The sequence below is a fragment of the Oceanithermus profundus DSM 14977 genome (genome assembly GCF_000183745.1).
GTDB lineage: Bacteria > Deinococcota > Deinococci > Deinococcales > Marinithermaceae > Oceanithermus > Oceanithermus profundus.
In genome coordinates this window covers 983076-1006451 of sequence record NC_014761.1, presented here as the reverse complement: position 1 = coordinate 1006451, position 23376 = coordinate 983076, and the positions used below count along the sequence as shown (strand labels likewise).

26 protein-coding genes and 1 pseudogene are annotated in these 23376 nt (G+C 69.8%); 16 read left to right on the top strand and 11 right to left on the bottom strand.

Annotated features, from left to right (window positions below):
• The first annotated feature begins 84 nt into the window (after positions 1-84).
• Positions 85-1407, top strand: coding sequence for an acetyl ornithine aminotransferase family protein (locus OCEPR_RS04915; RefSeq protein WP_013457605.1), 1323 nt, complete (start codon positions 85-87; stop codon positions 1405-1407).
• A gap of 60 nt (positions 1408-1467) precedes the next feature.
• On the opposite strand, the gene lepB is transcribed toward OCEPR_RS04915, so the two are convergent.
• Both lepB and OCEPR_RS04905 read right to left on the bottom strand, forming a co-directional pair.
• Positions 1468-2289, bottom strand: coding sequence for a signal peptidase I (lepB, locus tag OCEPR_RS04910; RefSeq protein WP_013457604.1), 822 nt, complete (start codon positions 2287-2289; stop codon positions 1468-1470).
• Positions 2276-3040: a patatin-like phospholipase family protein gene (locus OCEPR_RS04905; protein WP_041554033.1), complete on the bottom strand. Its 765-nt coding sequence runs from the start codon at positions 3038-3040 to the stop codon at positions 2276-2278. Before OCEPR_RS04905 ends, lepB begins: the two co-directional genes overlap by 14 nt.
• A gap of 107 nt (positions 3041-3147) precedes the next feature.
• Between OCEPR_RS04905 and OCEPR_RS04900 the strand changes: the two genes are divergently transcribed.
• Complete coding sequence (locus OCEPR_RS04900) at positions 3148-3912, top strand: serine/threonine-protein kinase (RefSeq protein WP_013457602.1); 765 nt, start codon at positions 3148-3150, stop codon at positions 3910-3912.
• Between the two features lie 52 nt (positions 3913-3964).
• Here OCEPR_RS04900 and OCEPR_RS04895 read toward each other — a convergent pair whose 3' ends face one another.
• The 3 genes from OCEPR_RS04895 to OCEPR_RS13000 all read right to left on the bottom strand — a co-directional run bounded on the left by OCEPR_RS04895 (position 3965) and on the right by OCEPR_RS13000 (position 6400).
• Entirely contained in the window at positions 3965-5104 is a 1140-nt protein-coding gene (locus OCEPR_RS04895; protein WP_013457601.1) for a citrate synthase/methylcitrate synthase, read from the bottom strand.
• Positions 5105-5223: 119 nt separating this feature from the next.
• The gene (locus OCEPR_RS13005) at positions 5224-6024 is read right to left on the bottom strand and encodes a HesA/MoeB/ThiF family protein (RefSeq protein WP_013457600.1); all 801 of its coding nucleotides are present in this window, start codon (positions 6022-6024) and stop codon (positions 5224-5226) included.
• Positions 6011-6400 (bottom strand): M67 family metallopeptidase, encoded by a 390-nt coding sequence (locus tag OCEPR_RS13000; RefSeq protein ID WP_013457599.1) that lies wholly within the window; start codon positions 6398-6400, stop codon positions 6011-6013. The genes OCEPR_RS13005 and OCEPR_RS13000 overlap by 14 nt, the downstream gene beginning before the upstream one ends.
• Before the next feature lie 93 nt (positions 6401-6493).
• Here OCEPR_RS13000 and fusA point away from each other — a divergent pair.
• Positions 6494-8467, top strand: a pseudogene (fusA, locus tag OCEPR_RS04880) (elongation factor G); the annotation flags it as partial.
• Positions 8468-8525: 58 nt separating this feature from the next.
• On the opposite strand, the gene rpmE reads toward fusA, so the two are convergent.
• The gene (rpmE, locus tag OCEPR_RS04875; protein WP_013457597.1) at positions 8526-8756 is read right to left on the bottom strand and encodes a 50S ribosomal protein L31; all 231 of its coding nucleotides are present in this window, start codon (positions 8754-8756) and stop codon (positions 8526-8528) included.
• 162 nt (positions 8757-8918) lie between these two features.
• Between rpmE and OCEPR_RS04870 the strand changes: the two genes are divergently transcribed.
• From OCEPR_RS04870 to OCEPR_RS04840, 7 genes are all read left to right on the top strand, one after another.
• On the top strand, positions 8919-9251 hold the full coding sequence (locus OCEPR_RS04870; RefSeq protein WP_013457596.1) for an SPW repeat protein: 333 nt from the start codon (positions 8919-8921) through the stop codon (positions 9249-9251).
• A gap of 162 nt (positions 9252-9413) precedes the next feature.
• Complete coding sequence (pyrR, locus tag OCEPR_RS04865; protein WP_013457595.1) at positions 9414-9950, top strand: bifunctional pyr operon transcriptional regulator/uracil phosphoribosyltransferase PyrR; 537 nt, start codon at positions 9414-9416, stop codon at positions 9948-9950.
• Complete coding sequence (locus OCEPR_RS04860) at positions 9947-10855, top strand: aspartate carbamoyltransferase catalytic subunit (protein WP_041554620.1); 909 nt, start codon at positions 9947-9949, stop codon at positions 10853-10855. Before pyrR ends, OCEPR_RS04860 begins: the two co-directional genes overlap by 4 nt.
• Positions 10852-12153: a dihydroorotase gene (locus tag OCEPR_RS04855; RefSeq protein ID WP_013457593.1), complete on the top strand. Its 1302-nt coding sequence runs from the start codon at positions 10852-10854 to the stop codon at positions 12151-12153. The genes OCEPR_RS04860 and OCEPR_RS04855 overlap by 4 nt, the downstream gene beginning before the upstream one ends.
• Positions 12134-12925: an iron-sulfur cluster-binding protein gene (locus OCEPR_RS04850; RefSeq protein WP_013457592.1), complete on the top strand. Its 792-nt coding sequence runs from the start codon at positions 12134-12136 to the stop codon at positions 12923-12925. The genes OCEPR_RS04855 and OCEPR_RS04850 overlap by 20 nt, the downstream gene beginning before the upstream one ends.
• Positions 12922-13827: a dihydroorotate dehydrogenase gene (locus OCEPR_RS04845; protein WP_013457591.1), complete on the top strand. Its 906-nt coding sequence runs from the start codon at positions 12922-12924 to the stop codon at positions 13825-13827. Before OCEPR_RS04850 ends, OCEPR_RS04845 begins: the two co-directional genes overlap by 4 nt.
• Positions 13828-13865: 38 nt before the next feature.
• Complete coding sequence (locus OCEPR_RS04840; protein ID WP_013457590.1) at positions 13866-14399, top strand: hypothetical protein; 534 nt, start codon at positions 13866-13868, stop codon at positions 14397-14399.
• A gap of 66 nt (positions 14400-14465) precedes the next feature.
• Here the strand turns inward: OCEPR_RS04840 and OCEPR_RS04835 are convergent, their stop codons facing one another.
• Positions 14466-15110 (bottom strand): DsbA family protein, encoded by a 645-nt coding sequence (locus OCEPR_RS04835; RefSeq protein WP_041554031.1) that lies wholly within the window; start codon positions 15108-15110, stop codon positions 14466-14468.
• Positions 15111-15189: 79 nt separating this feature from the next.
• Between OCEPR_RS04835 and OCEPR_RS04830 the strand changes: the two genes are divergently transcribed.
• Positions 15190-16344, top strand: a complete 1155-nt coding sequence (locus tag OCEPR_RS04830; RefSeq protein ID WP_013457588.1) for an acetate/propionate family kinase — start codon at positions 15190-15192, stop codon at positions 16342-16344.
• Here the strand turns inward: OCEPR_RS04830 and OCEPR_RS04825 are convergent.
• Both OCEPR_RS04825 and OCEPR_RS04820 read right to left on the bottom strand, forming a co-directional pair.
• The gene (locus OCEPR_RS04825) at positions 16323-17063 is read right to left on the bottom strand and encodes a ZIP family metal transporter (RefSeq protein WP_013457587.1); all 741 of its coding nucleotides are present in this window, start codon (positions 17061-17063) and stop codon (positions 16323-16325) included. The two genes, OCEPR_RS04830 and OCEPR_RS04825, sit on opposite strands and share 22 nt — an antisense overlap.
• A gap of 47 nt (positions 17064-17110) precedes the next feature.
• On the bottom strand, positions 17111-17398 hold the full coding sequence (locus OCEPR_RS04820; protein ID WP_013457586.1) for a winged helix-turn-helix transcriptional regulator: 288 nt from the start codon (positions 17396-17398) through the stop codon (positions 17111-17113).
• Positions 17399-17459: 61 nt separating this feature from the next.
• Between OCEPR_RS04820 and OCEPR_RS12995 the strand changes: the two genes are divergently transcribed.
• Together OCEPR_RS12995 and OCEPR_RS04815 are read left to right on the top strand one after the other, a co-directional pair.
• Positions 17460-17603: a hypothetical protein gene (locus OCEPR_RS12995; RefSeq protein WP_013457585.1), complete on the top strand. Its 144-nt coding sequence runs from the start codon at positions 17460-17462 to the stop codon at positions 17601-17603.
• Positions 17604-17614: 11 nt separating this feature from the next.
• Positions 17615-19171 (top strand): acyl-CoA mutase large subunit family protein, encoded by a 1557-nt coding sequence (locus OCEPR_RS04815; protein ID WP_013457584.1) that lies wholly within the window; start codon positions 17615-17617, stop codon positions 19169-19171.
• 1 nt (position 19172) lies between these two features.
• Here OCEPR_RS04815 and OCEPR_RS04810 read toward each other — a convergent pair whose 3' ends face one another.
• Complete coding sequence (locus tag OCEPR_RS04810) at positions 19173-19679, bottom strand: hypothetical protein (RefSeq protein ID WP_013457583.1); 507 nt, start codon at positions 19677-19679, stop codon at positions 19173-19175.
• A 38-nt stretch (positions 19680-19717) separates the two neighbouring features.
• Between OCEPR_RS04810 and OCEPR_RS04805 the strand changes: the two genes are divergently transcribed.
• Both OCEPR_RS04805 and OCEPR_RS04800 read left to right on the top strand, forming a co-directional pair.
• On the top strand, positions 19718-20107 hold the full coding sequence (locus OCEPR_RS04805; protein WP_013457582.1) for a nuclear transport factor 2 family protein: 390 nt from the start codon (positions 19718-19720) through the stop codon (positions 20105-20107).
• A 149-nt stretch (positions 20108-20256) separates the two neighbouring features.
• Positions 20257-20793 carry a hypothetical protein gene (locus OCEPR_RS04800; protein ID WP_013457581.1) on the top strand — a complete coding sequence of 179 codons (537 nt, stop codon included), beginning with the start codon at positions 20257-20259 and terminating at the stop codon, positions 20791-20793.
• Between the two features lie 63 nt (positions 20794-20856).
• Here the strand turns inward: OCEPR_RS04800 and OCEPR_RS04795 are convergent, their stop codons facing one another.
• Positions 20857-21828 (bottom strand): NAD(P)-binding domain-containing protein, encoded by a 972-nt coding sequence (locus tag OCEPR_RS04795; RefSeq protein WP_013457580.1) that lies wholly within the window; start codon positions 21826-21828, stop codon positions 20857-20859.
• Between the two features lie 68 nt (positions 21829-21896).
• On the opposite strand from OCEPR_RS04795, the gene OCEPR_RS04790 reads away from it, so the two are divergent.
• Entirely contained in the window at positions 21897-23297 is a 1401-nt protein-coding gene (locus OCEPR_RS04790) for a class II fumarate hydratase (protein WP_013457579.1), read from the top strand.
• The last annotated feature ends 79 nt before the right edge of the window (positions 23298-23376 follow it).

Here is a 23376-nt window from a genome sequence, read left to right as displayed (position 1 = left end):
TTCCATCCAAGTATAGCCGTCCGTTTTGAGGAGGTAAGGAGAATTCCGGGGATACGTCCCGGTTGCGGGCGCTAGACTGGAGGCATGAAAACCCTTCAACGTCCCGAGGTGCACACCCCGCTGCCCGGCCCCAAGGCCAAGGAGATCCTCGCCCGCGACGAACGCGTGCTCTCGACCTCGTACGTCCGGCCCTACCCCTTCGTGCCCGAGGCCGGCGAGGGCGTCTGGATACGCGACGTGGACGGCAACGTCTTCCTCGACCTGATGGCCGGCATCGCGGTGAACACCACCGGCTACGCCCACCCCCGGGTGGTCGAGGCGGTGCGCGCGCAGGCGGCGCGCTTCAGCCACGTCTGCTTCTCCGACTTCTCGTCGGAGCCCCAGGTAAGCCTGGCCGAACGGCTCGACCGGCTCGCGGGCGGCGGCTACCGGGTCTACTTCGGCAACTCCGGCACCGAGGGCGTGGAGGCCGCGGTCAAGGTGGCGCGCTACCACACCCGCCGCCCTTACATCCTCGCCTTCACCGGCGCCTTCCACGGGCGCACCCTGGGCTCGCTCGCCCTCACCTCCTCGAACAGCAAGTACCGCAAGGGCTTCGCGCCGCTCCTTCCGGGCGTGGTGCACGTGCCCTACCCCCACCCCTACCGCCCGCCCTTCGGCGCCAAACCCGAGGACGCCGGACGGGTCGTCCTCGACTACATCGAGCACCTCTTCAAGACCAAGCTGCCCCCCGACGAGGTGGGCGCGGTCTTCTTCGAACCCATCCAGGGCGAGGGGGGCTACATCGTGCCGCCCGAGGGCTTCCTGCCGGCGTTGCAGGAGCTGGCGCAGAAGCACGGCATCCTGCTGGTGGCCGACGAGGTCCAGACCGGCAGCGGCCGCACCGGCCGTTTCCTCGCCTCGGCGTACGAGGGGATCGATCCCGACGTCGTCATCCTGGCCAAGGGCCTGGCCTCGGGCTACCCCATCTCGGCGGTGCTCTTCAAGGAGGAGCTCTCGAGCTGGCCGCCGGGAGCGCACGGCTCCACCTTCGGCGGCAACCCCGTCGCCGCCGCGGCGGCGACCGCCACCCTCGACCTGCTGGAGGAGGGCCTGATGCAGAACGCCTTCGAGGTCGGCGAATACCTGCGCGCGGAGCTGCGCCAGCTGCAGGCGGACTTCCCGCGGCTGGGCGACGTGCGCGGCCGCGGCCTGATGATCGGGCTCGACTTCGTGAAGGACCCCGAGACCCGCGAGGAGGACCCCGAGCTGCGCGACCGGGTGGCCGAGGCCGCCTTCGCCAAGGGCCTGCTCACCCTGCCGGCGGGCCCCTCCACGCTGCGGCTCTCGCCCCCGCTGGTCCTGACCCGCGCGGAGGCGGCGCTGGCCGTGGAGCTGCTGGGCGAGGTGCTGCGCGAACTGGGCTAGGCGCCCCCTGCCGAAACGAAGGCCCGCGGACGTCCGCGGGCCTTTTTCGCACCGGTGGGTTCAGTTGGCGGGGGCGTCGGGGACCGCGCGGAAACCCGGGGGGATGGTGAGCCGACGCAGGTTCAGCTTCCACCGACCCCGCTCGTCGCGGGTCAGCGGCGGCCACCAGACCGCGCTGGCGCGGCCGGCGATGTTTGGGTCGGGGATGGGGCCGAAGACGCGCGAGTCTTCGGAACCCCCCAGGGTGCGGTTGTCCCCCATCACGAAGTAGTACCCGGGAGCCAGACGCAGCGTGCCCACGTACTCGACGGGGCGGGCCGTGCTGGCCAGCCTGACCTCCTCGGGCACCGGCTCGAGCATCGCCAGGGCGTCCTCCAGGTAGGGCGGCAGGTTGGAGACGCGGTAGCCCTGGAAGCCCACGACCTTGCCGTCGATCACCAGCACGCGGGGAAAGCTGTCGGGGTAGGGCTGGATCTTGTCCGTGATGAACGACTCGTCCACGTAGACCCCGTTGACGACGAGGCGGCCCTCCTCCACCCGCACCGTGTCGCCCGGACGCGCCACCAGCCGCTTGATGAAGTAGGGGCGGTACTGAAAACCGAGGATCGGGAACGCGGCCACCGAGTTGGGCGCGCCCGGCGGCGGCTTGACGATCACGATCTCGCCGCGGTGCCAGGCCCGCAGGCCGAAGCGCTCGAGCCACATCTCGTACTTGGGCACGAGTACCCGCTCCCCGTGCTGCAGGGTGGGCACCATGCTGCGGCCGTAGACCTGAACCGTGGTGAAGAAGAAGGTGGTGATGACGAAGGCCACCAGCAGGGCCTCCCCCACCTGGCGGAACCACTCGTGCCAAAGGTAACGCAGGAATTCACGAACGTTCATGGATCACCTCGTCGAGAACACGCTTCGCCGCTTCGTACCCCCGCGGCCAAATCTCCTCCAGCTTACCGAAATGCTCGAGCCCGATGCCCCGCAAATCGGGCCGCACGTAGGCGTCGGGCGGGTTCATGGCCAGCCGCGCCTGGGTGAGCCGGGCCTGCATCAGGTCCACCGCGCGCCGTCCGAGCTCGAGCAGGCCGGTGGGCGGATCCTGCTCGTGGTCGGGGTCGTAGGTCACGTCGACCGCCAGGATCCACTCCGAGCCCAGAAAACGCGCGGCGTCGACCGGCAGGTTGTCAAGGACGCCGCCGTCTATCAGCTGCAGACCGTCGCGCTCGACGACCGAGAAGAGGCCGGGGTAGGCGGCGGAGGCGAGGACCGCGCTGGGCAGGTCGCCGCGGTGCAGGTAGACGCTGCGGCCCCGGACCGCGTCGGTGGCCACGGCGGCGAAGGGGCGCTCGAGCCCCTCGAAGTTGCGCGGCAGGTAGCGGCCGAGGAAGTCGCGCAGCTTGCCCGCGGAGAGCAGCCCGCCGCTGGGGCGGAAGTTGATGAGGCGCAGCCAGCTGGTCTTGCGGGCCAGATCCAGGATCTCGTCGGCGGGCATCCCGCTCGCCCAGAGGCTGCCGATGATCGCGCCCATGCTGGTGCCGGCCACCGCGCTCACCGGCAGGCCCGACTCCTCGACCGCCTTGAGCGCGCCGATGTGGGCGAAGCCGCGGGCGGCGCCCCCCGCCAGGGCGATCCCGCGTTTCAACGTCCGGCCTTCTTGGAATTCGGGGCGGTTCGCAGCTTGCACGAACCCACTCTACCGCCGCCGGCGTGAACCGGGTGAGGCCCTTACGGGCACGTTATAGTTGGGTTGTGGGTATCCCTGGACGGGTGCTGTTGGGCGAGTACCGGGTCGTCCGCCCCATCGCGCGCGGCGCGTTGGCGACGGTCTACCTGGCGTTCGACCGGGAGGGCCGCCCTTTCGCCGTCAAAGTCTTTCCCGAGGGGTACGAAGCGCGCGCCGACCGCGAATGGCAGGTGGGGCGCGCCCTCGAGCACCCCAACGTCAACCCGGTGCTGCAGCGGCTCGACATCGACGCCCACCCCGCGGTCCTCCTCGCCTACGCGCCCGGCCGCCGGCTCTCGGAAGAGCCCCCGGCGCCGGGGGAGTTCCTGACCGTCTTTCGGCAGCTGCTCGCGGCGCTCGGGCACATGCACGAGCGGGGCTACGTCCACCGCGACGTCAAGCCCGAGAACGTCATCGTCGACGCCCGGGGGCACGCCCGGCTGATCGACTTCGACCTCTCCGGACCCAAGCGCGAGGCCACCCAGCGGCTGCGCCTGGGCACGATCGCTTACATCGCCCCCGAGCAGGTCCGCGGCGAGAACGTGACCCCGGCGACCGACGTCTACGCCGCCGGGGTGATCCTCTACTGGGGGCTGACCGGGGAGCTGCCCTACGTGGGCACCCCTCAGGTCGTGATGGAAAGCCACCTCCACGCCCCCCTTCCCGCGGCCGCCGGGCTCGAGCCCGACACCCAGCTGGGCGCGGTCCTGGGTCGGATGGTCGCCAAGGACCCGCAGGCGCGCTTCCGCGACGCCCGGGCGGTGCTGCAGGCGCTGGACGCGATCCGCTGAGCGCAAGAAAGAGCGCCGCCGGCCCGGGCCGGCGGCGCTTGCAGGCGACGGATCAGCGCTGATCGATGGGCACGTACTTGCGGTCGAGCTCGCCCACGAACTTGGCCTTGGGGCGGAGCAGGCGGTTGTCCATGCGCGCGTATTCGAGGATGTGGGCGGTCCAGCCCGAGATCCGCGCCACCGCGAAGACGGGGGTGAAGAACTCGGTGGGGATGCCCAGGTCGGAGTAGACAACGCCCGAGTAGAAGTCGACGTTGGGGTAGATGCCGCGCGGGTTGAGCACCTTGCCCGCCTCTTCCTCGACGATGGTGAGGATCTCGTACTCGGTGGACTTGCCGTGGGCCTTGGCCACGATCTCGGCGTACTTCTTGAGGATGACGGCGCGCGGGTCGAGCGCCTTGTAGACGCGGTGGCCCATGCCCATGATGCGCTCCTTGTTGGCCAGCTTGCCCTGGACCCAGCCGCGGGCGGCCTCGGGCTTGCCGATCTCCTGCACCATCTTCATGACCTGCTCGTTGGCGCCGCCGTGGCGCGGGCCCTTGAGGGCGCCCACCGCCGCCACGATCGAGGAGTAGATGTCCGAGGCGGTCGAGTGCACGGCCAGGGCGGTGAAGGTGGAGGCGTTCATGCCGTGCTCGGCGTGCAGGATCAGCGCCACGTCGAGCAGCTTTTCCTGCTCGGGGCTGGGGCGCTTGCCGTTGAGCATGTAGTAGAAGTTCGCCGCGTGCGAGAGCTCGGGGTCGGGCTCGATGGGCATGTGCCCCTCACGCAGGCGCTTGATCGCCGCGGTGACGGTGGCGAACTTGGAGATCAGGCTGACGCTCTTCTCGTAGAGGCTCTCGAAGGAGGTGTCCTCCTCGGTGGGGTCGAAGAGGCCGAGTTCGCTGATGGCGGTGCGCAGCGAGGCCATGGGGTGGGCCGTGCGCGGGTAGTCGGCGAACGAGGCCACCTTCTCGACCGCGATGCTGCGGTTCTTGACCAGTTTCTCCTTGAAGACCGCCAGCTCGTCGGCCGTGGGTAGTCGCTTGTGCAGCAGCAGGTAGGAGACCTCCTCGAAGCTGCTGTGCTCCGCGAGCTCCTGGATGGGGTAGCCCAGGTAGTAGAGCCTGCCGTTCTGGCCGTCGATGAACGAGAGCTCGGTCTCGGTGAAGACGACGCCTTCCAATCCCCGTGCGATTTCAGCCTCTGCCATATCGAACTCCTTTCCGAGCCCGGCGTGCAGACTTTGCGCCGGCTGTTCATCCACAAGTCTAGCATCGGGGACGCGGCCCCGCGGGGTAGCAACGTCCCCATCCGCGGCCTTAGGGCAAGCTACCGAGGAACGCCGCAGAACGCTTCGTAGTCGATCAGGCCCTTCTGCGTGGGGTGGTCGCCGCAGACCGGGCAGTTCGGATCGCGCTCCACCTTGAGCTCGCGGAACTCGACCTCGAGCCCGTCGTAGAGGAGCAGCCGGCCCGAAAGCGGGCGGCCGATCCCCAGCAGCAGCTTGAGCACCTCGGTGGCCATCAGGCTGCCGATCACCCCGGGCAGCACCCCGAAGACGCCCGCCTGGGCGCAGCTGGGCACGCTGCCCGGCTTGGGCGGTTTGGGGAAGAGGCAGCGGTAACAGGGGCCGCCCTGGTGGTGGAAGACCGAGACCTGGCCCTCGAAACGGTGGATCGCCCCGTAGACCAGGGGTTTGTCCGCGAACACGGCCGCGTCGCTCGCCAGGTAGCGCGTGGGGAAGTTGTCGCTGGCGTCGACGACGAGGTCGTAGTCGGCGAAGAGGGCCAGGGCGTTCTCCGAGGTGAGGCGCTGGGCGTGGACCTCCACGGTGACGTGGGGGTTGAGGTCGGCGAGCCGTGCGGCGGCGACCTCGGCCTTGGGCCGCCCCACGTCGGGGGTGGCGTAGAGGACCTGCCGCTGCAGGTTGCTGAGGTCGACGACGTCGTCCTCGACGATGCCGATGCGCCCCACGCCCGCCGCCGCGAGGTACATGAGCAGGGGCGAGCCCAACCCCCCGGCGCCCACCACGAGCACCGAGGCGGCCTTCAGGCGCGCCTGCCCCTCGGGCCCCACCTCCGGCAGGATCATGTGCCGGGCGTAGCGATCGAGTTCTTCACGGCTCCACACGAATCTCCACCTCTTCTCCCTCGGGCAGGAGGTAGGCGCGGGCGCGCCCCTCCGGCAGCCCCAGGATAACGTAGGGCACGCGCCAGGTGGCCTCCGCACGGTCGCGCTCGCTGGGGCGCGGCGGTCCGGCGGGGTGGCTGTGGTAGAGGGCGCAGACCTCGAGCCCCTCGGCGTCGGCGCGCCGCAGCGCCGCGAGCAGTTCGCCCGGCTCCGCGAGGTAATGCACGAGCGGGTGGGGGCTCGCGTTGGCGAGGGGCCAGGCCGCCTGGGCGCACCCCCGCCGCCCCACGAGCAGGCCGACGGCCTCCTCCGGCGCGCGCGCGCGGGCGTCGTCCCACATCGCCCGCCAGGCCCCCTTCCGCACGCACAGCCGCATGCCCCCAGCCTACCAGCGGGGACGTTTGGCCGAAGAAAACCCCGCTCGCACGCGTCGTATACTTGGTGCACGTAGGGAGGCAACGAAAGGAGGACGAACGTGATCCGTACCATCGCCTTCGCCGGACACTCCGGCAGCGGAAAGACGACCCTGGGCGAGGCGCTCCTCTACCTCACCGGGGCCAAGGAGCGGAGGGGGAGCGTGTCCGAGGGCACCACGACCTCGGACTACACCCCAGAGGAAAAGGCCCACGGCATCAGCGTACGTACGGCGGTGCTGCCCCTGGACTGGAAGGGGCACAAGTTTTTCGTGCTCGACACCCCCGGCTACCTCGACTTCATCGCCAGCATCCGCGGGGCGTTGACCGCGGCCGACGCCGCGGTGGTCACCGTGAGCGCCCCCGACGGCGTACAGATCGGAACCGAGCGCGCCTGGACGGTGGCCGAGCGGCTGGAACTGCCGCGCATGGTCGTGGTGACCAAGCTCGACAAGGGGGGCGACTTCTTCCAGCTGCTCGAAGACCTGCGCTCGACGCTGGGCAGCATCGTCCCGGTCCACCTGCCCTGGACGGAGGGGTCGAACTGGGTCGGCCTGCTCGACGTCCTGCGCAACAAGGCGCTGCGGTACGACGGCGAGAAGTACCAGGAAGTCGAGGTTCCGGCCGAGCTGGCCGAGCAGGTGGGGACGTACCGCGAACAGGCGATCGAAGCCATCGTGGAGACCGACGAAAACCTGCTCGAGCAGTACCTGGAGGAGGGCGAGGAACCCGCCCCCGAACAGGTGGCCAAGGCCTTCCACGAGGCCGTGCGCCAGGGGCTCGTCTACCCGGTCGCCATCGCCTCGGGCGAGACGCTGATCGGCGTGGAGCCGCTGCTCGACATCTTCCTGCAGGCCCTCCCCTCCCCCACCGAGCGCTGGGGCGAAGGGCCGCCGCTGGGCAAGGTCTTCAAGGTCCAGGTCGAACCCTTCGTGGGCAAGGTCGCTTACATCCGCCTCTACCGCGGTGAGCTGAAGCCCGGCGACGTGCTGCAGTCGGAAAAGGGGCCGGTCAAGTTCAACAAGCTCTACGTCCCCCGGGGCAACGAGCTGCTCGAGGTGGACCGGGCCGAGGCCGGCTACATCCTGGCGCTGCCCAAGGCCGACAACCTGCACCGCACCATGGCGCTGTGGGCCGAGGAACCCGAAGAGGTGCCGATGACCAAGCTGCCCGAGCCCACCACTTTCATGGCCATCGTGCCCAAGGGCAAGGGCGACGAGGCCAAACTGGGCGAGGCGGTGAACAAGCTCCTCGAGGAGGACCCCAGCCTGCGGCTCGAGCGCAACGAGGAGACCGGGGAGATGCTGCTTTGGGGCATGGGCGACATGCACCTCGAGGTGGCCAAGGAGCGGCTGCACGACTACGGAGTGGACGTCGAACTGAAGCTGCCCAAGATCCCCTACCGCGAGACGATCCGGCGCAAGGCCGAGGGCCAGGGCAAGCACAAGAAGCAGACCGGCGGTCACGGTCAGTACGGCGACGTCTGGCTGCGGCTCGAGCCCGCCGAGGACTACGAGTTCGTCTGGGAGATCACCGGCGGCGTCATCCCCACCAAGTACAAGGAGGCCGTGGAAAAGGGCATCAAGGAGGCCGCCAAGAAGGGCGTTCTCGCCGGCTTCCCGGTGATCGGCTTCCGCGCCGCGGTCTACGACGGCTCCCACCACTCGGTGGACTCCTCCGACCTCTCCTTCCAGATCGCCGCCTCGCTGGCCTTCAAGAAAGTGGCCGAGGCCGCAGGACCCACCCTGCTCGAGCCCATCTACAAGCTCAAGATCATCGTTCCTCAGGACAAGATGGGCGACATCCTCTCCGACCTCCAGGGCCGCCGCGGCCGGGTGCTGGGCTCCGACATGGACGGCGCCCTCGCGGTCATCCACGCCGAAGCGCCTTTGGGCGAGATCCTGGAGTACAGCCGGGTGCTGCGCAGCCTCACCGCCGGCCAGGGGGCCTACAACCTCGAGTTCAGTCACTACGCCGAGGTGCCGCCGCAGCTGGCGCAGAAGATCGTCGAGGAAGCGAAGAGCGAGTGACCCCACACAACCAAGACCCCCGCGCCGCGGCGCGGGGGTCGTTCCAGGCCGGCGGGGCCTAGGCCTTCTTTTTCTTGAGGTTCTTCTTGTACGAGTCCCCGAAGCGGCGCTGGAAGCGCTCGACACGGCCTTCGGTGTCCACGAAGCGCTGCTTGCCGGTGAAGAAGGGGTGGCAGGCGGAGCAGACTTCCACGTGGATCTCCGGCTTGGTCGAGTAGGTTTCGATGACGTTGCCGCAGCCGCAGATGATCTTGGCGGGGACCAGCTTCAGGTGAATGCCTTCCTTCATGGAGTCCTCCTTAGAGGGCGCACGGGCTTGGTCGTGCGGCCAACCAACGCCCCCCACTGTACCAACCGGGCGGGAAGCGCGCAAGCCCGCGGCCGCCGGAGGGAACGACTTGATATTGAACCACTCATGTTTTATAATGCTCGCGGAAGGAGGTGAGCTTACATGAAACGCTGGCAGGACTGGGTCAACCTGGTGCTGGGTCTCTGGCTGGTCGTTTCGCCGTGGATTCTCGCCTTCTCGCAGAACGCCGCCGCGCTCTGGAACGCGCTGATCGTGGGCGCGATCTTCGTCGTGCTCTCGCTGCTCGCCCTCTCCGACGCCAAGCCCTGGGAGGAGTGGTCCGAGCTCGTCGTCGCGCTCTGGCTCCTCGTCTCGCCCTGGGTGCTCGGCTACAGCGCCCTGAGCGCCGCGATGTGGAACGCCGTCATCGTCGCCATCGTCGTGGGCGTCCTGGCCTACACGGCCGCCAGCCAGCAACCCACCCAGGCCGCCTGAAGCCGAGGCACGCTCCGCTTGACCCCGCCCCCTCGGGCGGGGTAAATTGCCTTGACCTTTAAGCCCGTCCCGTGAGGCGGGGAAGGAGGACAAGGTGAACGAACAGCGGAACAATCCGGTAGCGGCGCGCCCCATGCGGGCGGTTTTTTTTAGGGGGGCGTGATGCGCTTCAAGGCCAAAGTGCTCGAGCCCGCCGAGATCGAGCGGGCGCTCCGGCGCATCGCCCACGAGATCATCGAGAAGAACAAGGGCGCGGGCGATCTGGCGCTGGTGGGCATCCACACCCGCGGCATCCCCCTGGCCGAGCGCCTGGCGGCGCTGATCGAGCGCTTCGAGGGCGTGCGTCCGCCGGTGGGCGTGCTCGACATCACCCTCTACCGCGACGACCTCAGCGAGATCGGGGTGCAACCTCGTGTGCGCGAGACCCGCATCCCCTGGGACGTGACCGGCCGCCCGGTGGTGCTGGTGGACGACGTGCTCTTCACCGGCCGCACCGCCCGGGCGGCGCTGGACGCGCTGGTGGACCTGGGTCGGCCGAAACGCGTCTACTTCGCGGTGCTGGTGGACCGCGGTCACCGCGAGCTGCCCATCCGCGCCGACTTCGTGGGCAAGAACCTGCCCACCTCGAAAAGCGAGGTCGTCAAGGTCAAGCTGCGCGAGACCGACGGCGAAGAGGGGGTGGAGCTGTGGGAGCGCTGACCCACCTGCTCGACTTCGCCGGCTGGGACCGCGCCCAGGTGGAGAGCCTGCTCGAGACCGCGCGGATGATGGAAGAGGTGCTCGAGCGCCCCATGAAGAAGGTTCCGGCGCTCAAGGGCTTCACCGTGGCCACCGTCTTCTTCGAGCCCTCGACCCGCACCAAGATCAGCTTCGAGCTGGCCGCGCGCAGGATGTCGGCCGACGTGGTGGGCTTTTCCGGCGCGGGCTCGAGCCTGGCCAAGGGCGAGTCGTTCAAGGACACCCTGCTCACCCTCCAGGCCATGGCCCTCGACGCCTACGTGATCCGCGCCCCGGTGGCGGGGATGGCCCACCAGGCGGCGCGCTGGCTGAGGGGCGCGGTCGTCAACGCCGGCGACGGCCGGCGCGCCCACCCCACCCAGGCGCTCCTCGACGCCTACACCCTGCTGGAGGACCTGGACTCCCTCGAGGGCAAGAAGATCGCCATCGTCGGCGACGTCGCCCACTCGCGGGTGGCCCGCTCGAACGCCGAGCTGCTGCCGCTTCTGGGGGCCGAGGTCTGGGCCGCGGGCCCCGCGGGGCTGCTGCCCGAGCGGCTTCCGGGCGCGCGGCTCTCGACCGACCTGGACGAGGCGCTCGCGGACGCCGACGCGGTGATGGTGCTGCGGCTGCAACGCGAACGCATGGACGAGGGGGCGCTCCCCTCGCTGCGCGAGTACGTGGCCGAATACCAGGTCACCGAGGCGCGGCTGGCCCGCGCCAAGCCGCACGCCCCGCTGTTGCACCCGGGGCCGATGAACCGCGACGTGGAGCTCGAAGGCACCCTGGCCGACGGGCCCCGAAGCCGCGTCGAGCGGCAGGTGCGCGCCGGTGAGGCGGTGCGCATGGCCGTGCTCTACCACCTGCTCGTGGGGAGGGCGGCATGAGGCTGCTCATCAAGAACGCCCGCCTCGTCGACGGCTCGGGGGAGCTCGGCACCGCCGACGTGCTCATCGAGGAAGGCCGCATCGCCTCGCTCGCGGGCGGCGACGCCGAGCGGGTGCTCGACGCCGGCGGCCGCTGGCTCGCCCCGGCGCTCACCGACCCCCACGTCCACCTGCGCACCCCCGGCCAGGAGACCAAGGAGGAGCTGGCCACCGGCCTGGCCGCCGCCGCCCGCGGCGGCTACGGCACGGTCGTGGCCATGCCCAACACCGAGCCGGTGATCCAGGAGCCCGAGCAGGTGCGGGCGCTTTCGGACGAGGCCCGCACCCTGCCCGGAGCGCGCCTTTTGGTGGCCGCGGCGCTGACCGAGAACCAGGAGGGTAGGAAGCTCACCCCCGCGGCGCTCTTGGCCCGGGCGGGGGCGGCGCTGCTCACCGACGACGGCCGCACCAACGAAGACGCGGGCGTGCTCGCCCGCGGCCTGGTCTACGCCGCCGCCGCGGGCCTCGCGGTCGCCGTCCACGCCGAGGACGCCGGGCTGCGCGGCGGCGGGGTGATGAACGACGGCCCCCTGGCCGCCGAACTGGGCCTCGCCGGCAACCCGCCCGAGGCCGAGGCCGCCCGCATCGCCCGCGACCTCGAGGTGCTGCGCTACGCCGCACGCAAGGCGGCCGCGCTGGGTCACGCGCCCCGGCTCTATCTGCAGCACGTCTCCACCGCCCGCGGCGCGGCGCTCGTCGCGGCGGCGCGGGCCGAGGGGCTGCCGGTGATGGGCGAGGTCACCCCCCACCACCTGACGCTGACCGAGGAGGCCTGGCGCGGCTTCGACGCCCGCTTCAAGGTGGCCCCGCCGCTGCGCACCGAAGGCGACGTCGAGGCGCTGATCGGAGCGCTGGAGCGGGGTGGGCTGTCGGCGGTCGGCACCGACCACGCCCCCCACACCGCCGCCGAGAAGGAGCGCGACCTGGAAAACGCCCCCTTCGGCATGCCCAGTCTTGAGGTGGCCTTTCCCCTGCTCTACACCGAGCTGGTGGAGCGGCGCGGGCTGCCGCTGGCACTGCTGATCGAGCGCATGACCACGGGCCCGCGCGCGGCGCTGGGCCTCGCGCCCGCGCGCCTGGCGGAGGGCGCGCCGGCCGACCTGATGCTCTTCGACCCCGCCGAGAAGCGCACGGTGGACCCCGCGCGCTTCGTCTCCAAAGCCCGCTACAGCCCCTGGGCGGGGCGCGAGCTCGTCGGCTGGCCGTTGCTCACCCTGGTGGCGGGAAGGGAGGTCTGGCGTGACGCCGGCCTCGCCTGAGCTCGCCCCCCGGCGGCCGCGCTGGGACGACCACGCGGTCACGATCGTCGCCAGCGAATCGCTGGGGCCCCACCAAAGGCTGGTGCTCGCGATGCCGACGCTCGAGGCGCGGTTCGGGCCGGGGCAGTTCTTGAACCTGAGCGTGCCGGGCCACGTGCTGCGCCGGCCGCTGGCGCCGTCCCGCCACGAGGGGGGGGAGGTCGAGCTGATCGTCACCCCCTTCGGCCCCGGGACCCGCGACCTGGTGGCGCTCCCGGTGGGGACGCGCCTCCAAGCGCTCGCGCCGCTCGGGAATTCCTTCCCGATTCCCGCGGACGAGGCCGCGCTGGTCGGCGCCGGGGCCGGGGCCGCGCCGCTGGCCTTCCTGGCCGAGACCCTGCTGCGCGCCGGTAGGCGCGTCCACGTCTTCCACGGCGCGGTCTCGAACGAGGACCGGCCGCTCGTCCAGGCGGTCTACGAACGGCTGGGGCTCGAGGTGCGCTACTTCAGCGAGGACGGCTCGCTGGGGCGGCGGGGCTACCCCACCGAGGGCCTGGCGGAGCTGCTCGCCGGCGGCGCCGAGGCGACCGTCTACAGCGTGGGGCCCTTCGCGCTGATGCGGGCGGCGGCGCGGCTGGCGATCGAACACGGCCGGCCGGGGTACGTGAGCCTCGACGTCCACATGGCCTGCGGCGTGGGCGCCTGCCTCTCCTGCGCGGTGCAGACGACCGCGGGACAGAAGCACGCCTGCGTGGACGGGCCCGTCTTCGAGGTGCGGGAGGTGGTCTGGTGAACCGGCTCGAGGTCGACTTCCTGGGCGTGCGCTTCCCGAATCCGGTGGTCACCGCGAGCGGCACCTTCAACTTCGGCCGCGAGTACGCCCACCTCTACCCGCTCAGCCGGCTGGGCGCGGTCACCACCAAGGGCGTCTCGCCGCGGCCGATCGCCGGCGCGCCCACCCCCCGCATCACCGAGACCCCGATGGGCATGCTTAACGCCATCGGGCTCGAGAACAAGGGCGTGGACGCCTACGTCGCGGACGAGCTGCCGTGGCTGAAGGCCCAGGGGGCGCGCGTCATCGTGAACGTCTTCGGCGACGAGGCCGCCGACTTCGCCCACGTCGCCCGCAAGGTAAGCCCCTACGCCGACCTGATCGAGGTCAACCTCTCCTGCCCCAACGTCCACGGCGGCCGGCTCCCCTTCGCCCACGACCCCGAGGCCGCTGCCGAGGTGGTCCGACGCGTCAAGGACGCCACCGACCGTCCGGTGCTCGCCAAGCTGAGTCCTAACGGCCCGCTGCTGCCGGTGGCCGAGGTGCTGGAAGCGGCGGGGGTGGACGGCTTCAGCCTGATCAACACCCTGCTGGGCATGCGCATGGACCTGGAGCGCAGGCGTCCGGTGCTGGGCAACCGCCAGGGCGGCCTCAGCGGCCCCGCCGTCAAGCCCGTGGCCGTGCGGCTGGTCTACGAGCTCTACCGACACACCGACCGGCCCATCCTGGGCATGGGCGGCATCGCCAGCGCCGAGGACGCGCTCGAGTTCGCCCTGGCGGGAGCGCGGCTTGTGGCCGTGGGGACGGCCACCTTCGCCGACCCCTACGCGCCGCTCAAGATCGCCCGTGGGCTCGAGGCCTTCTTCCAAGGCCGCGGCGAGCGCTGGCGCGACTGGGTGGGCGCCGCCCATACCCCCGACTGAGGGTGGTCGTCGATACCCCTGGGGCGTATGATGGGGCCATGAAGACCCTCCTGCGCACCTCCGCACTGCTGCTGGCGCTCGCCGCGGCCCTCGCCGCCTGCTCCAAGGCCCCGCTCACCGTCCCCCTGGAGGACTTCAGCATCTCCGTGGACGCGGTGGGCAACACCGCGGGGCAGGTCGTCTACCCCAAGAACGCGGCGCAGTTCGACCGGCCCGTGGTCGACGTCAAGACGATCCGCCTCAGCGGCCAGGTCACCGTGAGCTACACCGCGGTCCAGGCGCCGCTGGTGATGACCTTCTACGCCCGCACCGCCGATCCCGGAGCGGCCGGCTGCACCGATGCGGGCCTCGCCTGGATCTGCGACGCTGCCGGGGAGACCCCCATCAGCGGCGAGTACTCCTTCGCCAACGGCGAAACGCAGCAGGTGACGCTGGGCGACCCCAACCCCGAGGTGCTCGCCGACGGCATCAACCAGGGTCGGATCTGGATCGGCGCCGAGGTCACCTCGGGCGCGGCCACGGGGGTCACCTTCGACTTCACCCAGATGGTCGCCGAAGTGACCGTCTTCTAGCTCCGCGAGTCCAGAGAAACGCCCCCGCCGCGAGACCGGCGGGGGCGCGTGCACGGGGAACCCGGTTCAGTTGCCGGCGAGCGCCTCGTCGAGGATCTTCTTCCACTCGTCGTACGGGCGGAAGCCCTCAATGAACTTGCCGTTGACGAAGAAGGAGGGGGTGCCGCCGAGGCCGAGCTTGCGGGTGAGCTCCTGGTCGGCGAGCACCAGCGGGCGCTTCTCGTGGCTGCTCAGGCAGGCGTCGAAGCGCGCGGTGTCCAGGCCCAGCTGCCGGGCGTAATCGGAGAAGAACGAGGGCAGCTCGCTGGTGGGCACGCGGCCCCACTGCCCGGTGGCGCGGAAGAGGAGCTGGTGGTAGTCGTAGTAGCGGCCCTGATCGGCGGCGCAGGCGGCCGCTTCGCCGGCGAGGATGACGTTGTCCTGACCCGCGAAGGGGAAGTCGCGGAAGATGTAGCGCACCTTGCCGGTGTCCACGTAGTCCGCGAAGATGCGGGGCAGGCTCTTCTCGGAGTGGTCCTTGCAGTGGGGGCAGAGGTAGTTCGAAAACTCCACGACGGTGACCGGGGCGTCGGGGCTGCCGTAGACGAAGTGGGCTCCGGCGGCGGGGTCCGCTTCGGCAGTCGCCTGTTTCGGCGCGCTGCTCAGGTACCATAGGCCGCCCCCAAGCAGTATGGCGATGCCCAGGACCATAAGAAAGATGGCTCGTTGCATGTGAGCAGTATACGCATCCCAGATGAAAAAGGACGCAAAGCCGCGGCCCCGCCCGCCCCGGGTGGATTAGGGTGAGGGCATGAACGTCCTGGTACTCAACGCCGGATCGTCGAGCCTCAAGTTCTCGCTGACGGACACCCGCGCGCACCGCCACCGTCTGCGGGGCCTGGTCGAGCGCATCGGGCTCCCGCAGGCGCAGCTGACCGTCGAAGGCCGGACCGAGGCCGTCGCCGCTGCCGACCACGCCGAGGCCCTGGACGCGGTGCTGCGCCGCCTCGACCTCGACCTGGTCGAAGCCGTCGGTCACCGGGTGGTGCACGGGGGCGACTTCACCGCCTCGAGCCGCATCACCGACGAGGTGCTCGAGCGCCTCGAGGCCTTCGTCCCGCTGGCGCCCCTGCACAACCCCGCGAACCTGGCGGGCATCCGCGCCGCCTTGGCCGCGCTGCCGCAGCTCCCCCAGGTGGCCGTCTTCGACACCGCCTTCCACCAGAGCCTTCCCGAGCGGGCCTGGCGCTACGCGCTCCCGCGCCGGCTGGCCGACGAGCGGCGCTACCGCCGCTACGGTTTTCACGGCACCTCGCACCGCTACGTCTCCGGCAAGCTCGCCCAGGCCCTGGGGCGACCCCTCGAGGAACTGCGCGTCGTCGTCCTGCACCTGGGCAACGGCGCCTCGGCCACCGCGGTCCGTTTCGGGCGCAGCGTCGATACCAGCATGGGCTTCACCCCGATGGAGGGGCTGGTCATGGGCAGCCGCAGCGGCGACCTCGACCCCGGCTTGGTGCTCGAGCTCGTGCGCCGCCACGGGGTCGAGGCCACGGACCGCCTGCTCAACAAGGAGAGCGGGATGCTGGGGCTGGCCGGGCACTCCGACCTGCGCGACGTCCACCGCAGGATCGCCGAAGGGGACGCGCACGCGGCCCTGGCGCTGGAAGTCTACTGCTACCGGATCAAGAAGTACCTGGGGGCCTACGCCGCCGCGATGGGCGGCCTCGACGCGGTGGCCTTCACCGCGGGCGTGGGCGAGAACGACCCGGTGGTGCGGGCGCAGGCGCTCGAGGGGCTCGAGTTCCTGGGCATCGAACTGGACCGCGAAGCCAACGCCCGCGGCGGCCCCCGCATCACCCGCGAAGGCAGCCGGGTCTCGGTCTGGGTGATCCCCACCGACGAGGAGCTCGCGATCGCGCTCGACACCGAGCGCGTGCTCGCAGGTCAGCCGCCCAGCAGCACCTGAAAGGCGACCATGGCGATGCTCGCCAGTACGATGGCGCTGGCCACTGCGCCGGCGTCGGCGTCCTCGAGGGCGTCGGGGATCAACTCGGAAAACGCCATCCAGATCATCGCGCCGGCGGCGAAGCCGAGGCCCGCCGGCAGGACCGGTTTGAACCACTCCACGAAGAGGAAAGCGGGAACGGCCATGATCGGCTGGGGCAGCGAGGAAAAGACGCTCCACAGCGCCGCCTTCCACCAGGGCACCCCGCGCGGCACGAGCACCAGGCTGATGGCCAGGCCCTCGGGAATGTTGTGCACGGCGATCGCGATCGTCACGAAGAGGCCGAAGGCGATCCCGCCCCCGAAGGAGACGCCGACGCCCACCCCCTCGGCGAAGGAGTGAAGGGTCATGACCCCGACGATCAGGAGCGCCTTGCGGGCGTCCAGGCCGTTGAGGTTGCCGATGCCGACGTCTTCGTAACGCTCCAGGAACCGGTGGCTCCAAACGATGAAGACGAGGCCCACCACCGCGCCGATCAACGTGCGCGTCAGGCTGTAGCCGACGCCCTCGTAGATCAGCCCGAAGCTGGCCGCGAGCATCAGGCCCGCGGCGATCGCGTTGCCGATGCCGAGCCACGCCCGCGGAAAACTACGTGCGAAGGCGAAGGGCAGCGCCCCCAACCCGGTAGCGATCGCGGTGATGAGGGCGTAATTGAAGACGGCGAAGGCCTGGCTCTCCATAGGGAGGTATCTTACTGCAAGTAGTTACTACTTGCAACCTACGGAGGCTAGCCGATCTTCTTCGCCAGTTTGTACAGGGTGTCGAGCAGCTCCTTGCCCAGCGGGGTGAGGGTGTACTCGACGCGCGGGGGCACCTCCGGGTACGCCTTGCGCTCAATCAGGCCAAGTTCGGCCAGTTCCTTGAGGCGCTCGGAAAGGGTGCGGGGGCTCACTTTGGTGGCGCGCTCCAAATTGGTGAAGCGAGTGGGGCCCTGCGAAACCGCGTTGATGATGTCCCACCCCGCCTCGTGCGCGATCGCCTTCAGCACTAGTTTGAATTTTCTATAGTCTTCCATACTTCCTGCAGTTTAGCACATTCGTGTCCGTATTAAAACCCTGTAAAAGTACAATACCACTATGGACCCCAAAGAAATCAAGCCCGACTGGAAAGATTTCTTAGCACTGGTAATCGCAACGTACCAGCTCGTACTCGTTCCCGTGTTGATCATCGTCGGCCTGGCGGCGCTCGCGATCTGGGGCCTGGGGCTTTTGCTGCGGTAAGCTGAACGCAAATGGCCGAGAACGACCACGCAACCGAAGGCCTCTACGAGCGGCTGCCCGACGATTACCGCGAACGGCTGGGGCGGCCCGGGGCCTACCCCTTCACGCGCGGGGTCTACCCGCGGATGTACCTGGACCGGCTCTGGACGATGCGCCAGTACGCCGGTTTCGGGTCGGCCGAGGAGACGAACGCCCGCTTCCGCTACCTGCTCGAGCGCGGCCAGACCGGCCTTTCGGTCGCCTTCGACCTGCCCACCCAGCTGGGGCTCGACCCCGACCACCCGCTGGCGCTGGGCGAGGTGGGCCGGGTCGGCGTCTCGATCGCCACGATCGACGACATGCGCCGGCTCTTTGCGGGCATCCCCCTGGACCGGGTCACCACCAGCATGACGATCAACGCCCCGGCGATGATGCTGCTCGCGCTCTACCTGCTCGTCGCCGAGGAGCAGGGGGTGAGCTGGGACCGGGTCGGGGGCACGATCCAGAACGACATCCTCAAGGAGTACATCGCCCGGGGAACCTACATCTACCCGCCCCAGCCCTCGATGCGGCTGGTCACCGACGTCTTCGAGTTCGCGAGCCGCGAGGTGCCGCGCTGGAACACGATCTCGATCTCGGGCTACCACATCCGCGAGGCGGGTTCGACGGCGGCGCAGGAGATCGCCTTCACCCTGGCTAACGGCAAGGCCTACGTGCGCGCGGCGCTGGAGCGCGGGCTCGAACTCGACCGCTTCGCCCCCCGGCTCAGCTTCTTCTTTGCGGCCCACAACGACGTCTTCGAGGAAGCGGCCAAGTTCCGGGCGGCGCGCCGCCTCTGGGCCCGGATCATGAAGGAAGAGTTCGGCGCCCGGAACCCCAAGTCGTGGATGCTGCGCTTCCACACCCAGACGGGCGGCTCGACGCTGACCGCGCAGCAGCCCCTGAACAACGTGGTGCGCGTCGCCTACCAGGCGCTCGCGGCGGTCCTGGGCGGCACCCAGAGCCTGCACACCAACGCCTACGACGAGGCCCTGGGGCTCCCGACCGAAGAGAGCGCCCTGCTCGCCCTGCGCACCCAGCAGATCCTCGCCTACGAGTCGGGGGTGACCCGGGCCATCGACCCGGCGGGGGGCTCGTTCTACCTCGAGTACCTGACCGACCGCCTCGAAGAGGAAGCCCGGCGCCTGATCGATCAGGTCGAGGAGCTGGGCGGCAGCGTGCGCGCCGTCGAGGCCGGCTTCATCCAGCGCGAAATCGAGGAATCGGCCTGGCGCTACCAGAGCGAGATCGAGAACGAAGAGCGCATCGTGGTGGGCCTCAACCGCTTCACCCTCGAGGAAGAGCCGCCGGTGCCGGTGATGAAGATCGACCCCGAGACCGACCGCCGGCGCGCCGCCGAGGTGCGCGCCTTCCGCGAGCGGCGCGACGCCGCGGCGGTGGAGCAGGCCCTGGAGGCGCTCGAGCGGGCCGCCCGCGGCCAGGAGAACCTCTTCCCCTTCGTCCTCGAGGCCTTCCGTCGGCGAGCCACGCTGGGCGAGGTCGCGGGGGCGCTGCGCGCGGTCTGGGGCGAGTACCAGCCCGCGGGCTAGGCTAGCGCCGCCGAGCCAGCGTGCGCCCCAGCACCGCCAACAAGGCCAGGGCGATAAACCCCCACTTCACCGGGGTGGCCACGAGGGCCACCCCGGCCAGCGCCGCGGGCTCGGCCGGGTAGGCGTAGAGCAGCAGCGCGTGCGCCAGGTTCTCCACGTAGTCGGCGGCCGCCGCCCAGATGGGCAGCGGCCAGAGCCGGCCCCCGGGATCGAGCCGCCACAGCCACGCCCCCAGGAAGAGCGCGTAGACCACGGGGTAAAAAGTATCGGCGACGAGGAAGAGGCCGTAGAGCCGCCGCACTTCGGCCCCGCCCGCGCGCAGCCAAGCGAAGAAGTCGGCCGGCGTCTGCAGCAGCACCACGTCCGGCGGCGGCGCCCCCGAGGCCAGCTCGATCGCCGGCACCAGGACCGCCGTGAAGACCGCCAGGAAAACGACCGTGACGGCGCCGAGCACGAAGAAGACGCCCGGCCGCGCCGCCGCCTGGACCCAGGGCAAGAAGACCCGCATGCCTTAGCTTACAAACTAGAATGGGGACGGAGGACCTCATGGAAAACGCAGCCGACGCGGTATGGAAGACCCTGCACCGCCACCTGGCGGCGATCTACGCGGGCGACTGGGCGGCCTACCTGGAAACGACCGCCGAGGACGTCGCCGTCTACGAGTGGTTCGTCACCCCGCACCGCATCGATGGGCTCAGTTTTCACGAGTTCATGATGGAGCACGACTGGATGGGCGTCGGCGCCGACTGGCGCTACGACCTGCTCGACCCGCGGCTGCAGCTCTACGGCACCACCGCGGTGGTGAGCTACACCCTGTTGCTGTCGATCCATCGGGAGGGCGGGATCGAGCACAAGACGATCAACGAATCGCGCGTCCTCATCGAGTTTCCCGAAGGTTGGAAGGTCGTGCACGTCCACAAGAGCCCGGCCGGCTGAGCGCGGCGCGGAGGAAGGCGAACCAAAATTAATACTCATTTACTTGATGGCATGTTCATATATGTGTCATGAGTTACTTTTCATGAGTCATTTGGCCCCTGGCCGACGCCTTTCGAGCTGTCTAAATTGGTCAGTGAAAGGAGACGCCGATGAAAAAGCGTTTGTACGTTTTGGCTCTCGCACTGGCCGGTCTCATCCTCGTCGTTTTCGCCGCCGAAAAGACCATGGACATCTACAACGGATCGCTGGAAGATCGGGTCAACGCCCTCGCCAAGATCCAACCGGGGCTGGGCACGGTCATGATCGAGTACGGCGACCGCTTCGCCAACACCTACTACGCCGCCAAGGGCGGCAACTGGGGTCTGGCGCAGTACCAGCTCAAGGAAGCCATCGAGATCCAGGAGGTCGGCGAGATCACCCGGCCGAAGAACGCGCCGCTGCTGGCCTCGTTCGAGCACGCCTACCTGGATCCGCTCGAGAAGGACATCCGCAGCAAGGACTGGGCCGCCTTCGAAAAGGACTACGCGGCCGCCGTGGAAGGCTGCAACGGCTGCCACAAGGCCACCGGGCACGCCTACGTGGAGTACCGCCTGCCCGAACGGCCCGTCGAGGCCTACATCAACTTCAACCTTAAGACCGATCCAGTGGGCGACGTCGAAGCCGGCGAGGAGCACGAGAACAAGTAGCCTCCCCGCGCGCCCGTGTCCGAGACCGGCGGTGGTTTCCACCGCCGGTCTTCGCCTGCAGGCTCAGCGGCCCAGACCGCGGGCGATCGCGGCCACGGCGATCCGGGCGTGCTCGCGTCCGTTCTCGATGAAAACGCTGCGGGCGTCCTCGCCGTACCCCGCGCTTCCGAGGGCGTAGAGGCCGGGCACGCTCGTCTCAAAGGTCTCCGAGAGCCGCGGCCGGCCGCCCTCGTAACGGACCCCCGCGGTGCGCAGCAGCGCGTCGTCGGCGCGGTAACCGATGAGGACGATCGCCCGGTCGGCCTCGAGCGCCTCCTCGCCCCCGGGCCCCGCCACCACGACCCGGCCGGGCTCGAACCGCCGCACCCGGGTGGCGAAACGGGCCGCGATCGCGCCCTCGCGCACCCGGTTCTCGAAGTCGGGCCGCAACCAGTACTTCACGCCCGGGCGCAGCGCCTCGCCGCGGTGCACCAGCGTAACCCGCGCCCCCGCACGCCAGAGGTCGAGCGCGGCCTCCACCGCGCTGTTCGAGCCCCCGACCACCACGACCCGCTCCCCCCAGTGCTCGAGCGCGTCCCGGTAGCCGTAGCGGACCATCGGCTCCTCCTCCCCGGGTACGCCCAGCCGCCGGGGGTTGAAGAAGTAGCCCGTGGCCACGACCACCGTGCGCCCCCAGACCTCGCCCGGACCGCGGGGCCCCTCGAACCGGACGCGGAAGGCGTCCCGCGCCCCCTCGACGGCGGTCACGCGGGTGCGGTGGACCAGGGGCGCGCGCAGCCGCTCGGCGAGGCGCCGGTAGTAGACCAGCGCCTCCTCGCGCGTGGGCTTGGCCCCGAGGACGGCCATGGGGTGACCGCCGATCTCGATCTTGCGCGCCTCGGAAAAGAAGGGCATGCGGGCGGGAAACCCCTCGATGCTCGCGGCCGGCCGGCGCGCCTCGAAGACGACGCCGCTCAGCCCGAACCGCTCCGCCTCGAGCGCGGCGGCCAGCCCCACCGGCCCCGCGCCGACGATCACCACGTCCACGAACGACATGCCCGCATCCTAGCGCCTAGGACGCCTGTCCAACAAACGGGTCGTAGAATCTGGACTGGAGGTCGACGATGGAATACAGGATCGAGAAGGATTCGATGGGCGAGCTGAAGGTTCCCGCCGACGCCTACTACGGCGCCCAGACGGCCCGCGCGGTGGAGAACTTCCCCATCTCCGGATTGCGCTTCCCCCGCACCTTCATCCAGGCCATGGGGGCGATCAAGCACGCCGCGGCTTCGGTGAACCTAGAGCTGGGGCTGCTCGACGAGGAACGCGCCCGCGCCATCCTCCAGGCCGCGGAGGAGGTGATCGAGGGCAAGCTCGACGACCAGTTCGTGGTCGACGTCTTCCAGACCGGCTCGGGCACCTCGACCAACATGAACACCAACGAGGTGATCGCGGGGCGCGCCAACGAGATCCTGACGGGCCGGCGCGGCGGCAAGGAACCGGTGCACCCCAACGACCACGTCAACTACGGCCAGTCGTCCAACGACACCATCCCCACGGCGATCCACGTCTCCCTCGCCGTCGAGGTGAACGAAAAGCTGCTGCCGGCGCTCAGGCACCTGCACCGGGCGTTGCTCGACAAAGCGAAGGCCTGGGACGACGTGGTCAAGATCGGGCGCACCCACCTGATGGACGCCACCCCCATCCGCATGGGCCAGGAGGCCAGCGGCTGGGCCCGTCAGGTCGAGCTTGCCATCGAGCGCATCGAGAGCACCCTGCCGCGCGTCTACGAGCTGGCTCAGGGCGGCACCGCGGTGGGCACCGGGATCAACACCCACCCCGAGTTCGGGCGCCGCGTGGCCGAAAAGCTGGCCGCCCGTTTCGGGATGCCCTTCCGCGAGGCGACGAACCACTTCGAGGCCCAGCACTCCAAGGACGCCGCGGTGGAACTCGCCGGGCAGCTGGCCACGGTGGCGACCGGCCTGATCAAGGTGGCCAACGACATCCGCTGGCTCTCCAGCGGCCCCCGCTGCGGCATCGCCGAGATCAAGCTGCCGGCGGTGCAGCCGGGCTCCTCGATCATGCCGGGGAAGGTCAACCCGGTGATGGCGGAGGCGCTGATGATGGTCTGCACCCAGGTCATCGGCAACGCCACCACCGTGCAGGTCGCCAACACCCACGGCAACCTCGACCTCAACGTGATGATGCCGGTGATCGCGCGCAACCTGCTCGAGTCGATCACCTTCCTGGCGAACGCGGTGCGCGTCTTCACCGACAAGGCCGTCGTGGGCATGGAGGCCGACCGCGAGAAGGCCGCGAGCTACGTGGAGTGGAGCCTGGCCATGGTGACCAGCCTGGCGCCGGTGATCGGTTACGACCGCGCCGCCCAGATCGCCAAGAAGGCCGTGGCCGAGGGCAAGACCGTGCGCGAGGTCTGCCTCGAGGAGCAGGTCCTCCCGGAGGACGAGCTGAACGCCATCCTCGACCCCTGGAAGATGACCGAGCCGGGCATCCCCGGACGCTAGGGGTTCCTCCGGTACGCCCGGGACGGCGCGCCGTCCCGGGCGTTTGACAATTCCGAGTAAAACGGTGCAGTATGCTAAG

Bases quoted from the DNA above. Each gene is read 5' to 3' on its own strand.
- OCEPR_RS04820 (WP_013457586.1), bottom strand. From the start codon at position 17,398: ATGGAAGACTATAGAAAATTCAAACTAGTGCTGAAGGCGATCGCGCAC.
- OCEPR_RS04815 (WP_013457584.1), top strand. From the start codon at position 17,615: ATGGCCGAGAACGACCACGCAACCGAAGGCCTCTACGAGCGGCTGCCC.
- OCEPR_RS04855 (WP_013457593.1), top strand. From the start codon at position 10,852: ATGAGGCTGCTCATCAAGAACGCCCGCCTCGTCGACGGCTCGGGGGAG.
- OCEPR_RS04830 (WP_013457588.1), top strand. From the start codon at position 15,190: ATGAACGTCCTGGTACTCAACGCCGGATCGTCGAGCCTCAAGTTCTCG.
- rpmE (WP_013457597.1), bottom strand. From the start codon at position 8,756: ATGAAGGAAGGCATTCACCTGAAGCTGGTCCCCGCCAAGATCATCTGC.
- OCEPR_RS04795 (WP_013457580.1), bottom strand. From the start codon at position 21,828: ATGTCGTTCGTGGACGTGGTGATCGTCGGCGCGGGGCCGGTGGGGCTG.
- OCEPR_RS04835 (WP_041554031.1), bottom strand. From the start codon at position 15,110: ATGCAACGAGCCATCTTTCTTATGGTCCTGGGCATCGCCATACTGCTT.
- OCEPR_RS12995 (WP_013457585.1), top strand. From the start codon at position 17,460: ATGGACCCCAAAGAAATCAAGCCCGACTGGAAAGATTTCTTAGCACTG.
- OCEPR_RS04895 (WP_013457601.1), bottom strand. From the start codon at position 5,104: ATGGCAGAGGCTGAAATCGCACGGGGATTGGAAGGCGTCGTCTTCACC.
- OCEPR_RS04805 (WP_013457582.1), top strand. From the start codon at position 19,718: ATGGAAAACGCAGCCGACGCGGTATGGAAGACCCTGCACCGCCACCTG.
- OCEPR_RS04840 (WP_013457590.1), top strand. From the start codon at position 13,866: ATGAAGACCCTCCTGCGCACCTCCGCACTGCTGCTGGCGCTCGCCGCG.
- OCEPR_RS13000 (WP_013457599.1), bottom strand. From the start codon at position 6,400: ATGCGGCTGTGCGTGCGGAAGGGGGCCTGGCGGGCGATGTGGGACGAC.
- OCEPR_RS04915 (WP_013457605.1), top strand. From the start codon at position 85: ATGAAAACCCTTCAACGTCCCGAGGTGCACACCCCGCTGCCCGGCCCC.
- OCEPR_RS04790 (WP_013457579.1), top strand. From the start codon at position 21,897: ATGGAATACAGGATCGAGAAGGATTCGATGGGCGAGCTGAAGGTTCCC.
- OCEPR_RS04825 (WP_013457587.1), bottom strand. From the start codon at position 17,063: ATGGAGAGCCAGGCCTTCGCCGTCTTCAATTACGCCCTCATCACCGCG.
- OCEPR_RS04870 (WP_013457596.1), top strand. From the start codon at position 8,919: ATGAAACGCTGGCAGGACTGGGTCAACCTGGTGCTGGGTCTCTGGCTG.
- lepB (WP_013457604.1), bottom strand. From the start codon at position 2,289: ATGAACGTTCGTGAATTCCTGCGTTACCTTTGGCACGAGTGGTTCCGC.
- OCEPR_RS04810 (WP_013457583.1), bottom strand. From the start codon at position 19,679: ATGCGGGTCTTCTTGCCCTGGGTCCAGGCGGCGGCGCGGCCGGGCGTC.
- pyrR (WP_013457595.1), top strand. From the start codon at position 9,414: ATGCGCTTCAAGGCCAAAGTGCTCGAGCCCGCCGAGATCGAGCGGGCG.
- OCEPR_RS04800 (WP_013457581.1), top strand. From the start codon at position 20,257: ATGAAAAAGCGTTTGTACGTTTTGGCTCTCGCACTGGCCGGTCTCATC.